The following is a 12,692-nucleotide window of genomic DNA, read 5'->3' as shown; positions in this document are numbered from 1 at the left end:
TTTGAACTCCTATTTCATAGCTAAGGCTAAACAAACCAATCCACTTATTCCCAAAATCGTTCCTAAAATCGTTGGGAGTTTTAATTTTTCTTTATATAAAACTACGCCACAAACTATTCCAAGTAACACAACCAAAATATTCATACTCGCAAAGACAATGGCCGGAGAATCTTTGAGTAAAATATGCGCTTTAACGTATAGGGCAATGTTTGAAAAATTTAGTACACCTAGCATTAACCCAGCAAAAGTATTTTTAAAATGCCATGCTGAATTTTTTTGAAATATTAAATAAATAATCGATAAAACAAAGGCCGTTATAAAAATTAGATTTAAAGTCAAAGTAAACTGTAGGCCTAAGCTACTCGTATATTTTAACAAGATATCTACAGCGGCATATCCAAACCAAACACTCATCAAAGCAAAAATTGCTTTTTTTGATTGAGATCCGGAAGACTCGTTGAAATGACCTAATAAAATTAAGAGAACAGCAAAAATTCCCAAACCTATCCCTAATAATTTAAGAGAATTAAACTGCTCTTGGAAAAAGAAATAAGCCGCCAATAAAGAAAGTACCACGGACAGCCGCTGAGCAATTTCGGTTTTGACAATACCTGCGTACTCTAAAGATTTAGCAAGGCATAAAAAGATACTCGGTAGAATGACGCCTAACGCCACAATTAGCCACCAAGGTGTATGTTGTATAGAAATATGCTGAATATCTGGCTTAAACCACAGATAACATAGCAAGCTGGCACTTGCGTAATTCCATGCAATCATTTGCATGGGTTGATATCCCTTTTTCTTTAAATTTTTAAGTAGTACAGAAACCAGAACACTGCACAATGCTGCAGCAAATATTAATACCATTTGCAAAGAACCTATTAATCTAAATTTTAAGAAACAGAGATGGACCGCAGGTAGCTTTAATATGCTTTTTTATATTTTTAAAGCCATAAAAAAACCAGTCATCACTGACTGGTTTTTTTCAAGCTAATCAATTAACGATTGTTTTCGTCGTCTTGACCATCTTCAAATTTAGAATCGTTATCAAAACCGCCTTGATGTCCGCCGAAGCCGCCTTGACCACCGAAGCCGCCTTGACCACCGAAGCCACCTTGACCACCGAAGCCACCTTGACCACCGAAGCCACCTTGACCACCGAAGCCACCTTGACCACCGAAGCCAGCACCTTGAGCACCACCAAAGCCAGCACCTTGACCACCGAAGCCACCTTGACTACCACCCTGAGCTGGGAAACCTGCACCTTGTGCACCTGCTGGACGTGGGTTACGAGCTGGAACAACTGTAGAAATTGCGTGTTTGTAAACCATTTGACTTACAGTATTTTTTAATAAAACAACATATTGGTCAAAAGATTCAATATGACCTTGTAATTTAATACCGTTAACAAGGAAAATAGAAACTGGGATGCGTTCTTTACGGAGAGAATTTAAGAACGGATCTTGTAAAGTTTGACCTTTAGACATTTTTAACTCCAAAAAAAAATTTTTAAATCAGCGCAAAAAAACTATCTTTATTTTTCAACTAAAAATTATAAAAAGACAGTGTGCAAATTTTGCTTTATCCATAAGAGTTTCGCAAGTCTTCTTTCGCCTGCTTTATCGTCAAGTAAGTTTTAAAATCGTGTATTTCTTGCAAAGAACGTAACCACGTATATTGACGTTTGGCAAGTTGTCGTGTTGCAAATAAGGCTTTATCCTCCATTTCCTGCTTTTTTTTGAGACTCATATCACTTTTTAATAGAAATTCTAGAGCTTGTCGATAACCAACAGAACGCATAGAGGGTAAATTTTCATCTAAATCGTATTTTTCAATTAGAGACTCGACTTCACTCAAAAAACCGATATCCCACATTTTGCTTAATCTTTGCTCAATGCGTTGATGTAATTCTAACCGATCTGGAAGTAAAGCGTAGTTATGAAATGTGTATCGATATGGTACATTTTTTGGTTGTTCTGCCTGCAATTTGGTAATTGGTTGACCTGTAATACGGTAAACTTCCAACGCCCGAATAATTCTTTGTTTATCAGAAACCTTAAACTTCACTCCAGCCGCCGGATCTACTGCCACCAGCTCATCATAAACAGCTTGCCACCCTTCATTTGCTGCTTTTTCTTCAATTGCTGCGCGAACATTTGCATCTGCACTTGGCAAGTTACTTGATAATCCTTCTAAGAGAGCTTTGAAATACAGCATGGTTCCTCCTACCAAAATAGGAGTTTTGCCACGTGAATGCATCTCATCAATTAAAGCGCAAGCATCTTCAACAAACTGAGCAGCCGAATAGACCTCAAGTGGAGTAATAATATCAATTAAATGATGCGGATATAGCTCCTGCTCTTCACGCGTTGGCTTAGCCGTACCAATATCCATATCTTTATATACAAGTGCAGAATCAACTGAAATTAATTCAAAATTTCCACGTTCATAGAGTTCACATGCCAAAGCGGTTTTTCCGCTTGCAGTCGGTCCCATTAAATTGATGACGGGCAATTGATTTGACATGTAAAACTACTCTCCTCGAGCAAATAATTTATCTAGTTGAGATAATGGAAATGCACGCCAAGTTGGGCGACCATGGTTACATTGGCTCGCAAATTCGGTTTGTTCCATTTGGCGAAGTAAAGCATTCATTTCTGAGAGACTAAGTTGTCGATGAGCACGTACTGCACCATGACACGCCATACCTGCTAACAGTTCATCACGCTTTTGCAATAAACCTTGTGCTTCATCATTTGGATCTAAGTCATTGAGAAGTTCGGGAATAAGATTTTCAAAATCCGCTTTTTGCAAAATAGCCGGCACACCACGCACAATGACTTGCTCATCGCCATATAAATCAATCTCTAACCCTAAGCGTTCAAGCTGAGGTTTTAAATCCTCAACACGAACAGCTTGCATACGACTAATTGAGATCACTTTAGGGATAAGCAACTGTTGAGATGTCCAGAACTCAGGTTTATCCCAAGCATTTTTCATTTGTTGCAGCAAAATACGCTCATGTGCTGCATGCATATCAACAATAATCAGGCCTTCAGTATTTTGCGCCAAAATATAAATTCCATGAAGCTGGGCAATTGCGATACCTAATGGAAATTCATCTACCTTAGCGACAGGCTCAATATTTTCATCAACTGAAAAATTAGCAGGTTGATCACGTAATGGAGCCAAGTAAGTCTTTAATGCATTATTTAACTGCGCAGAACCATTATATTTTGGAGTTTGTTCCGCATAATGAACAGCTTGGGGACGACTATTATTAAAATCAGTTAAAAGCTCAGTAGAAGGCTGATAACCATTTGGTTTGTCTACTGCTGTATCAGCGGCTTGCGCTGTACGGTGCAATGTAAATTGTTCTTGGTATTTAGGCTGAGGTTGTACCGAAAGATTTTGAATATCATCCACTTTCATGGCTTGTGCTAAATCAGCACTAGCTGTCTGAAATTGTGCTAATGTTTCTTTAGCATAATGTCTTACAAACTCATGTACTTCACGTTGATTTAGAAAACGAATCTCATGTTTTGTCGGGTGAACGTTAACATCAATATTTTCAGGATCAACTTCTAAGAAAAGTAAATAAGATGAATGCTGATGGCCATGTAAAATACCGTCATATGCCATTCTTAAAGCATGTGAAATGGTTTTATCTTTCACAATTCGGCCATTTACATACACATATTGTAAGTCTGCTTGGGCACGTGCATCTGAAGGATGCCCTAGCCAACCTGACAAACGCATGTTAATACTTTCGGCATCGATCCAGTAAGCATTTTGAACAAACTGTTGACCCAATAATTGCTGTACACGCTGAAATCTTAATTCACCACTATCTGCTATTGGTAAATTAATTCGAATATTATCGTTATGCTCAAGTACAAAACGTATATCAAAATGCGTTAAAGCCAAACGGCGTACAATTTCTTCAATATGCCCAAATTCAGTGGTTGGCTTTTTTAAAAATTTACGGCGAGCAGGTACATTAAAAAACAAGTCCTGAACTCGAATATGAGTGCCCTTTTGTGCAGCAACAGCTTGGACTTGTTGATGATCAAAGGCGGTACCATTCACCTCAACCTGATGACCAATTCCGCTTTCATCTTGGCTACTGGTTAAAGTCAATCGTGAAACTGCTGCAATAGAAGCAAGTGCTTCACCACGGAAACCTAAGCTAACAATCGCGTGTAAATCTTCTGCTGTTTTAATTTTACTGGTTGCATGGCGCATCACTGCCAATGGTAAATCATCAGGATGAATCCCATGTCCATTGTCAATAATCTCGATTAATGTTGAGCCGCCTTGTGCAATCCGCACAATTAATTCGGTTGCACCTGCATCAATTGAGTTTTCTAATAATTCTTTTACGACCGATGAAGGACGTTCAATCACCTCACCGGCAGCAATCTGGTTGGCTAACGCGGCGTCTAATGTATGAATACGACGTTGTGTTAGCTTTTCATCAGTCATGAAGCTGTTCCTGCAAAGTCTGGTATAAATGCTCTGTTGGTAAAGTTAAGGTGACGAAACGATTGAGTTCATCATCTGATTTTTGAATATCAATGACGATATCTGCTTCAGGGATTTCGTCTCCACCTTTCGATGGCCACTCAAATAAAAATAGTGCATCCTGAATATCTAGATAATCACGGATTCCCATTAATTCAAGTTCGTACGGGTCATTGAGACGATATAAGTCAAAATGAAAAATTTCTTTATTATTGATTTTATATGGTTCAACCAACGTATACGTCGGACTTTTAACCGAGCCTTTATGCCCTAGAGCTTGCAAAAAATAACGGGTCAATGTCGTTTTACCGGCGCCCAAATCTCCAATCAGATAAATCACGCCAGCTTGAACATGCTGCGCTAATGCCTGAGCTAAACGCTGAGTATCTTCTTCATGATTTAAGACCATTTTCAATGAATACGACATAACACACATAACATGATTCAAAATAATCGATATGATACCATTGCCCTGCTTTAAAGCCTACTTAAGTGCTTAAAGTTGGCTTTTTTTACATCACATTTATTAAATATTGACACACTTTTATGTCTAGCCCGATTGAATTTTTCCCACCTATGATTGATGGCGTAAGCGCAAGCCAAGTCTATCTTCCTCCACAAACGACAGCACAAACCATCTATCAATTTCTTTGCGAAAATTTTCCACATATAAAAGCAACAGAGTGGCAGCAGCGTTTTCAAGATGGGCTTATTTACGCGGCAAATGGCGAAAAATTAACATTAAACAGCCCTTATATAGCAAACACGCATATTTTTTATTACCGATTCCTTGCTAACGAAGTACATGTTCCCTTTGAGCATCAGATTTTATTTGAAAATGATGACTTGCTTGTTGTAGATAAACCCCATTTTTTAACGATTAGCCCAACAGGGCAATATGTACAAGAAACATTATTAGTCCGACTAAAAAAGCAAACTGGCAATGAGTTTTTAACCCCGATCCACCGATTAGATCGTGAAACTGCCGGTGTCGTTTTATTTTGCAAACGACCGCAGTCACGTGGAATTTACCAACAGTTATTTGCAGATCGTCAAGTCAATAAGATTTACCATGCAATCGCTCCATATAAAGCTGAATTAAAATTTCCTCAGAGTTTAAAACTGTATTTAGATAAAGGTACACCCTTTTATACAATGCAGGTGATTGCACATACAAAAACCAATACCGAAACTAAAATTGAGCTGATTGAACATAATCACTCATGGGCTAAATATTGTTTAACGCCAACCACCGGAAAACAGCATCAACTCCGCGTCCATTTAAATCATTTGGGAATTCCGATTAAAAATGATCCGTTTTATCCAATAGTTCAACATAAAGCCGATGATGATTTTTCTCAGCCCTTACAGCTTCTAGCTAAGCAAATTTCTTTTATAGACCCGCTAACAAAACAGGAAATGGTTTTCAATTCTCAGCTTGAATTGACACTGTAATCTCATCGTAATGACAAAAAGATTATTTTTTATGCTGAAAGACATTGAAATTACATTCCGATGGTTTAAAATAAATCCCTAAAAATTAAAAATCATTTGGTTTTGTTATTCATGCGAAAAACAGAAGTTTATCAGGTTCGACTTGACTCCCAAGAGAAAAAACAGGCTTTTGCTGTTTTTAAACAATTGGGGATTACCCCTGCCCAAGCAGTACGACTGTTCTTTAAACAAGTCGTCTTAACCAAATCTATTCCTTTTGCGATCGAAAACCAGAATATTAATATGGAACAATTATTAAAACTGAGAAAAGCAAAAGCATCTTCATTAAATCAAAACGCTTCAACTTTAAATGAAGATGATGACCACGAAGATTTATTTGAAGAGTTAAATGCACTATTAGGTGAAAGTGACAAAACTTAACGGTGTTGCATTTTTAAACAACTTTTAACGTCAATTCGCTTCTTTTTTAGTTATGCTCTCTTTGTAAAAATATAAACATAAATACAAGGAGCACCTAATGATTGTAAGACGAGCGACCTATGAAGACCTAAGCCAACTCGCTGTCCTATTTGATGAATACCGTCAATTTTATGGTGCATCTTCTAATCTAGAAGAATCTCATCATTTTTTAAAACAACGTTTTGAGAATAAAGAGAGCGTATTTTTTATCCATATTAAGGACGAAAAAATTACTGGGTTCGTATTGCTTTATTTAGGTTTTTCTTCAGTTGCTTGTTCAACTTACTACATCTTAGATGATGTATATGTTACCCCCCTATTCCGTCGTCAAGGCTCGGCAAAACAACTCATTGATACAGCGATTTTATTTGCAAAACAAGAAAATGCTTTACGTATTAGCCTAGAAACCCAATCGAGTAATCATGAATCTCACCGCCTCTATGAAAAAATGGGGTTCATCCGAGACAGTGAGTTTCAGACATTTCATTGTTTTCTTAAATAATATTTTGAGCGAGTTGTTTTTCCTGCTCCGACAAATATACCCAGCCCCCTTCCTCAATTTCAGGTAAAACCAATTGACCAATTTGATGTCGATGTAACTTCTCGACTTTATTGCCTACGGCTGCAATCATTCTTTTAACTTGATGATAAACACCTTGATGAATAGTCATCGTTAATTGATGAGTTCCTAGTAGTGCTACATCTGTGGCAGCAAATACCCCCTTTTCTTGGTGTAAATTAACACCTTGAGTAAGCATTTCAATTTGCTCAGGGGTTACGGGGTCGTAAGTTGTAACGTGATAAACCTTTGGTACATGTTTACGAGGATGAGTTAAAGCTTGTAGATATTTACCATCATCAGTAAGTAAAAGCAGACCCGTTGTGTCTTGATCCAAGCGTCCAACCGCCTGCACACCACGATGAATCATGGTCTCAGGCACTAGGCTAAAAACACTTTGATGATGCTGAGGATGATGAGAACACTCAAAACCTTGAGGTTTTCTTAGAGCAATATAAATTTTTTCTCTATATTGATAATTTTGACCAAAAACGGAAAACTCAAAATTTTCTGGGGAGAACTGCTTTTTGAGATCACTCACAACCTCCCCATCAATACTTACTGAACCATTTTTTATTAACTGCTGACAATATTTACGTGAACCAAACCCTTGTGATTGTAAAATTTTTTCCAGCAGCATAAAGCTTTCTCTTTAAAACGAAACCATTATTTTAACGTAATTTTAGTGTTTTATTACCTTCTGCTTTATCATCTTCGCATTTAACTTCATTAACTTCGAATTATTCTTCAATGACACGATAAATTTTTTCGTTTTGTTCACTTTCAAATAGCAATTCTGTAGTGGGTAAGATCACCTCATTATCTACAATAATATGTTCGATACGCTGACTTAGCTTTAAAGGCTCATTTTCATGTTCAACTAAATTCTTCTTTAATTGAGCTTTCGCATCATGAATTTGATCAAATTGGTCTTTGATCTTGATATCTATAATATCCATAAGATTAATCCTGTACTCATGAGTAGTGATTATTTTTATATCACACTATCTCAAAAGAATACTTTTTAAGTTGTTAATTTATATAACATTGTTTCCAAGCGTAACCACAGATAAAACTCTTTATCATTGAGTCATATACAAGAAAATCTCCACTAAAAAATCTTTGTTTGATCTTTTTCAACCTTAAAAGCTCTCACATTTTGGCTCTCAATTATTATACAATTCAAATTATTTGCTTTTCTTGCCGCTTCTCATGCTTGCCCAATTCGATGTTAATTTAGTTGTTTTATTAGTTTTACTTATCTGCGGTTTACTAAGTCAAAATGCAGCTGTAACCATCGCAGCAGGCGTTTTAATCATCATAAAAATCACGCCATTAAATCAATTTTTTCCTTATATTCAGGCCCATGGTTTAAACTTAGGCATACTTATTCTAACAATTGGCGTACTCACCCCTATTGCAAGTGGCAAGCTTAGTGGAGAGAGTATTTTAAAATCCTTTATTAGTTTTAAATCTTTAGTCGCTATTGCAATTGGTCTGCTCGTCGCGTGGCTAGGTGGTCGTGGTGTAAAACTTATGTCGAGCCAACCTGATGTTGTGGCAGGCTTACTTATTGGTACGGTTGCAGGTGTAGCGTTACTCCGTGGTGTACCTGTTGGCCCGCTGATTGCAGCAGGTCTATTATCTTTGTTTATAGGTAAATAAAAGGCACCCGAAGGTACCTTTTAATAAATGCTTAGGCTAAATAAGTACTTTTAGCCTGAATAGTAAGAAGTGCGTTTTAAAGAAAACTTTTCTAGCTGCTTTAAGAAACCTTCAAAGTAGCTCTTCTCTTTTTCTTCAGTTCGATAACCTGCATACAATGTACGTCTTAAACCTGCTGGAGAAACACAATCTAGACGACGGCTAGTCACCCAACCCTTTTGTTCGTATTCATTGACTACCCAATCTGGCAAAGCAGCAATACCTCGGCCACTCGCAACGAGTTGAATAAGCATTTGCGTTAAGTCTGTTGTTCGGATTTGTTTTGGTTGAATATTTGCAGGTATAAACAGTTTCGACATGATATCTAAACGGTGCTTATCAACCGGGTAAGTAATAAGAACCTCTTCTGCGAGATCCTGAACAGTAATATTTTCAGCACGAACCAATCGATGAGTATTTGATAAAACCAAACGCGACTCATATTCAAAAATCGGGAAGTATTCGATTCCTTTTAGCGCGATCGGATCGGCTGTAATAAGTAAATCAAACTCAGCATTTTGTAAAAGTTCATGTGGATTCGCTTCAAACCCCGAAGCAAAGTCTAAATCGACGTCTGGATATTGCTGACGATACTGATTGAGCAAAGGCATTAGCCAGTCAAAACAGCTATGACATTCAGATGAAAAAATAATTCTGCCCGTTTGTCCATGCACAATACGTGTAATATCACTCTGAGTAATCTGAATTTGCGGCAATACATCATCAGCTAACTTAAGTAGGCGCTGTCCTACATTAGAAAAACTAACAGGTCGACTGCGGCGGTTAACTACCTCTACCCCATACCAATGATCTAATTCTTTTAATTGATGAGAAATAGCCGAGGGCGTTAAGCATAGGTCATTAGCTGCAGCGACCAGTGAACCATGTTCACGTAAAGCAACTAAAGTTTTAAGGTGTCGAATTTCTAACATGGGCACAAGCCTGAATACATAAATTTATCTATAAATTTTTAAGTTATCTCTTGTTTATTACTAAACAGAGTTACGGAGATAAATCATCACTAATGAATACCATTCATCTTATCACAAAATTAATTAATTTGTCTCAACATAAGTTTTTGTTAATTAGATATGGACTTTGCTAACAAATAAAAAATAGACCCATTCAGATCTATTTTTTATAAAATGAGAATATTCTTACTCGGTCACTTGTAAGCTAACAATCGTATAATTTTGATTTTTAGGCTTTAACTTTAAATCCACTGGAGCTGTGACTTCCATTAAATATTCTCCAGCTTTTGGAAATTTAAGTTCAACTTGTCCTTTATCATCAGCTTTAAAATGTAGTACTTGTTTATCAGTTGCACCTTTTTCTCTTAAATTAATTTCAGCATAAGGTAGGTTCTGGCCTTTTTCACTTATGGTTAGCTGAACTGCTTGAGTAACTTTAAGCTGGTTAGGATGAACAGAAAAATTAACTTTAACTGGTGTATTTGGAAGTTGAATATCTGAAACTTTACCTTTTGAAAGATAACTTTGTAATACCCATTCTCTTGTTACTTCCTCTGTTTTAATCTTTTTAGTTTTAAGATCAGCAGGAATTAGATAGTCACGCTCTTTTTTTGGCGGAGCTTTATCTGCTGGTAAATCAAAAAATAAATGCCACTCCTTTTGATCATATACATATTTTAAAGGGTAACTCGCCTGAGTTTGCAGAATATATGTACCGTCTTCCGGTAAAGCAACATCGAAAACAGTTACAGATTTATGTAGAGCTTCAGCATTAATAACTTTAGGATCGTGTTTAGGGGTAATGACGGTAAGCTTGGCATCTTTTAAAGCGTATTCACTATTTAGTGCTTCTTCAGCATAACCAGCTACTACCGGTACTTGTGTCTGCTCAGTTTTATACGCTAATGGCGCAACATAAGGTTCATGAGCAAGGCTGTAACTACATACAAAAACAAGTGATGTTACTAATAATCTATTCATTATTTCTCAATCCTAATTAGGAAAATTTAAATTTTTACAGACAAATCATAAGCAAATGTATTATACACAAATAAAAATAATTCTTATTATCATTAATAAATTTAAGTTAAAGATTTTTATATAAAAAGAAAAAGGCCAAGTGGCCTCTTTCATTACCTCATTGTTCTTTTACTTTTGGAAAAGCTTGATTAAAGTCAATGAGCTTATAACTTTTTACTAAATCATCTTCGCCATAAGTCACTTCATAAGTTGTTTCTTTACCATTAAAGTATGCTTCAGCTGGAGTTCCAAATACTTCCCATAAACCTATTGAGGCAACATCTGCAACCCCATGCCCAAATGCACGACCTACTTTCACCCACTTTGAATAGCCTTGCTGGAATGTATAGATTTCAACTCTTGTCCCATCACGGTACTCAGACAATACAGGTGCCCCAAACTCTGCAATAACATAATTACGAGAGCTACCCGGATTTAAAACATTTAAATTTTTTTTACTTGGTTGATTGCCAGCCATAAATACGGCACAACCAGACATAGATAACATAGCCATACCAATAAGGCAGGCAATACATAATTTTCTCACGATTTAACTTCTCTATTTCTTAAGTATTTATACAAATTATTGTAATGCTTAAAGTATTACGCGCTCATCATATCCAATTTGATAAAAGAATTCGATAAATTATTCAATATAAAGATAAAATGTTCCGGTTTTAAATGTGCAAACTTCCTCTCGAGATTCTAGTTTTTTATTATTTTGGTCTCTTTTCCCTTATACTTTCTTTTTTGAGTTTCCTTTTATTAATTTATTATGGCGTCACCCCAATCCCCTTCTTCTTCCCCTCGACATTACTCACTCTTCTTGGCAATTTTTTCTCTTGCAGTAGGCGGTTTCTGTATTGGCACTACAGAATTTGTCGCAATGGGTCTTATTCAGGAAATTGCACACAATTTAAAAATTACAGTACCTGAAGCTGGGCATTTTATTAGTGCTTATGCATTAGGTGTTGTTATTGGTGCCCCTATTATTGCCATTTTGGGTGCCAAAGTACCTAGAAAGACCCTATTGCTTTGCCTCATGCTGTTTTATGGTATTGCCAATGCATGCACAGCTTTAGCACATACCCCAGAAACCGTTTTAGTCTCCCGTTTTATTGCAGGTTTACCTCATGGCGCATATTTTGGTGTCGGCGCTTTAGTCGCGGCTGAACTAGCAGGCCCTTCACGAAGAGCTTCAGCAGTTGCGCAAATGATGATGGGGCTGACCGTTGCTACCGTTATTGGCGTACCCTTAGCAACATGGTTAGGTCAACATTTTGGCTGGAGAGCAGGTTTTGAATTTTCAGCAACGATCGCATTCTTTACTTTAATTGCTGTAGCTTGCTTTGTACCGAATATTCCAGTTCAAGCTACTGCCAGCATAAAAACAGAATTAGCTGGGCTTAAAAATATAAATATGTGGTTAACCCTTGCAGTCGGCGCAATTGGCTTCGGGGGCATGTTCTCGGTATATAGCTATGTCTCACCAATTCTCACTGAATACACTAAAGTTAATATCCAGATTGTTCCTATTGCATTAGCGCTGTGGGGCATCGGGATGGTGATTGGTGGTTTAGCTGCGGGTTGGCTTGCAGATAAAAACCTCAATAAAACTATTGTGGGCGTACTCATTAGCTCAGCGATCGCATTTGTAGTCGCAAGCTTTCTAATGAGTAATATCTATAGCGCAATTGGCTCTTTATTCTTAATTGGCCTAACCGTTATGGGTTTAGGTGGGGCTTTACAGACACGCCTCATGGATGTTGCAGGTGATGCACAAACGCTAGCAGCTTCACTTAACCACTCCGCCTTTAATCTTGCTAATGCATTAGGCGCTTTTTTAGGTGGTTGGGTACTGAGCCATCAGATGGGTTGGATTGCACCAATCTGGGTAGGTTTTGTACTGAGCCTTGGTGGCCTTATTATCTTACTCATTGCATTTGCTGTAGAAAAAGCAACTCAAAAAGCCTGAGTATGATCAGGCTTTCGTTGAGTCT

General features: G+C 37.2%; 15 protein-coding genes. 5 read left to right on the top strand and 10 right to left on the bottom strand.

Features of this window, described 5'->3' with window-relative positions:
• Nucleotides 1-9: 9 nt before the first annotated feature.
• The 5 genes from KNQ97_RS15165 to tsaE all read right to left on the bottom strand — a co-directional run bounded on the left by KNQ97_RS15165 (nt 10) and on the right by tsaE (nt 4,951).
• Nucleotides 10-867 carry a DMT family transporter gene (locus KNQ97_RS15165; protein WP_031380062.1) on the bottom strand — a complete coding sequence of 286 codons (858 nt, stop codon included), beginning with the start codon at nt 865-867 and terminating at the stop codon, nt 10-12.
• 131 nt (nt 868-998) lie between these two features.
• A complete protein-coding gene (hfq, locus tag KNQ97_RS15160) occupies nt 999-1,487 on the bottom strand; it encodes an RNA chaperone Hfq (RefSeq protein WP_000033648.1) in 489 nt (162 codons plus the stop codon).
• A 94-nt stretch (nt 1,488-1,581) separates the two neighbouring features.
• Complete coding sequence (miaA, locus tag KNQ97_RS15155) at nt 1,582-2,526, bottom strand: tRNA (adenosine(37)-N6)-dimethylallyltransferase MiaA (protein WP_000070779.1); 945 nt, start codon at nt 2,524-2,526, stop codon at nt 1,582-1,584.
• 6 nt (nt 2,527-2,532) lie between these two features.
• Nucleotides 2,533-4,485, bottom strand: a complete 1,953-nt coding sequence (mutL, locus tag KNQ97_RS15150) for a DNA mismatch repair endonuclease MutL (protein WP_000129002.1) — start codon at nt 4,483-4,485, stop codon at nt 2,533-2,535.
• Nucleotides 4,478-4,951 carry a tRNA (adenosine(37)-N6)-threonylcarbamoyltransferase complex ATPase subunit type 1 TsaE gene (tsaE, locus tag KNQ97_RS15145; RefSeq protein ID WP_002049012.1) on the bottom strand — a complete coding sequence of 158 codons (474 nt, stop codon included), beginning with the start codon at nt 4,949-4,951 and terminating at the stop codon, nt 4,478-4,480. Before tsaE ends, mutL begins: the two co-directional genes overlap by 8 nt.
• Nucleotides 4,952-5,070: 119 nt before the next feature.
• On the opposite strand from tsaE, the gene KNQ97_RS15140 reads away from it, so the two are divergent.
• The 3 genes from KNQ97_RS15140 (at nt 5,071) to KNQ97_RS15130 (ending at nt 6,940) form a co-directional block, all read left to right on the top strand.
• Nucleotides 5,071-5,979, top strand: a complete 909-nt coding sequence (locus KNQ97_RS15140) for a pseudouridine synthase (RefSeq protein ID WP_000097947.1) — start codon at nt 5,071-5,073, stop codon at nt 5,977-5,979.
• 111 nt (nt 5,980-6,090) lie between these two features.
• Nucleotides 6,091-6,399 (top strand): type II toxin-antitoxin system RelB/DinJ family antitoxin, encoded by a 309-nt coding sequence (locus tag KNQ97_RS15135; protein WP_001232531.1) that lies wholly within the window; start codon nt 6,091-6,093, stop codon nt 6,397-6,399.
• A gap of 97 nt (nt 6,400-6,496) precedes the next feature.
• Nucleotides 6,497-6,940, top strand: a complete 444-nt coding sequence (locus KNQ97_RS15130; protein WP_032038696.1) for a GNAT family N-acetyltransferase — start codon at nt 6,497-6,499, stop codon at nt 6,938-6,940.
• On the opposite strand, the gene KNQ97_RS15125 is transcribed toward KNQ97_RS15130, so the two are convergent.
• Nucleotides 6,933-7,637: a pseudouridine synthase gene (locus KNQ97_RS15125; protein WP_253612418.1), complete on the bottom strand. Its 705-nt coding sequence runs from the start codon at nt 7,635-7,637 to the stop codon at nt 6,933-6,935. The two genes, KNQ97_RS15130 and KNQ97_RS15125, sit on opposite strands and share 8 nt — an antisense overlap.
• Nucleotides 7,638-7,737: 100 nt before the next feature.
• Entirely contained in the window at nt 7,738-7,956 is a 219-nt protein-coding gene (locus tag KNQ97_RS15120; RefSeq protein WP_000351255.1) for a hypothetical protein, read from the bottom strand.
• Nucleotides 7,957-8,209: 253 nt separating this feature from the next.
• Here KNQ97_RS15120 and KNQ97_RS15115 point away from each other — a divergent pair, with 253 nt between their 5' ends.
• The gene (locus KNQ97_RS15115; protein ID WP_032038701.1) at nt 8,210-8,662 is read left to right on the top strand and encodes a DUF441 domain-containing protein; all 453 of its coding nucleotides are present in this window, start codon (nt 8,210-8,212) and stop codon (nt 8,660-8,662) included.
• A 50-nt stretch (nt 8,663-8,712) separates the two neighbouring features.
• Here the strand turns inward: KNQ97_RS15115 and KNQ97_RS15110 are convergent, their stop codons facing one another.
• From KNQ97_RS15110 to KNQ97_RS15100, 3 genes are all read right to left on the bottom strand, one after another.
• A complete protein-coding gene (locus KNQ97_RS15110) occupies nt 8,713-9,633 on the bottom strand; it encodes a LysR family transcriptional regulator (protein ID WP_000890088.1) in 921 nt (306 codons plus the stop codon).
• Nucleotides 9,634-9,858: 225 nt separating this feature from the next.
• Nucleotides 9,859-10,653: a DUF4198 domain-containing protein gene (locus tag KNQ97_RS15105; RefSeq protein ID WP_199969867.1), complete on the bottom strand. Its 795-nt coding sequence runs from the start codon at nt 10,651-10,653 to the stop codon at nt 9,859-9,861.
• A gap of 157 nt (nt 10,654-10,810) precedes the next feature.
• Nucleotides 10,811-11,239: a membrane protein gene (locus KNQ97_RS15100; protein ID WP_001228338.1), complete on the bottom strand. Its 429-nt coding sequence runs from the start codon at nt 11,237-11,239 to the stop codon at nt 10,811-10,813.
• A gap of 228 nt (nt 11,240-11,467) precedes the next feature.
• Here KNQ97_RS15100 and KNQ97_RS15095 point away from each other — a divergent pair, with 228 nt between their 5' ends.
• Nucleotides 11,468-12,667 (top strand): MFS transporter, encoded by a 1,200-nt coding sequence (locus tag KNQ97_RS15095; protein WP_002014361.1) that lies wholly within the window; start codon nt 11,468-11,470, stop codon nt 12,665-12,667.
• Nucleotides 12,668-12,692: the final 25 nt, after the last annotated feature.

The organism is Acinetobacter sp. UC24323 (genome assembly GCF_024151445.1).
Classification (GTDB): Bacteria; Pseudomonadota; Gammaproteobacteria; order Pseudomonadales; family Moraxellaceae; genus Acinetobacter; species Acinetobacter baumannii.
This window is presented reverse-complemented; position numbering and strand designations above follow the sequence as displayed.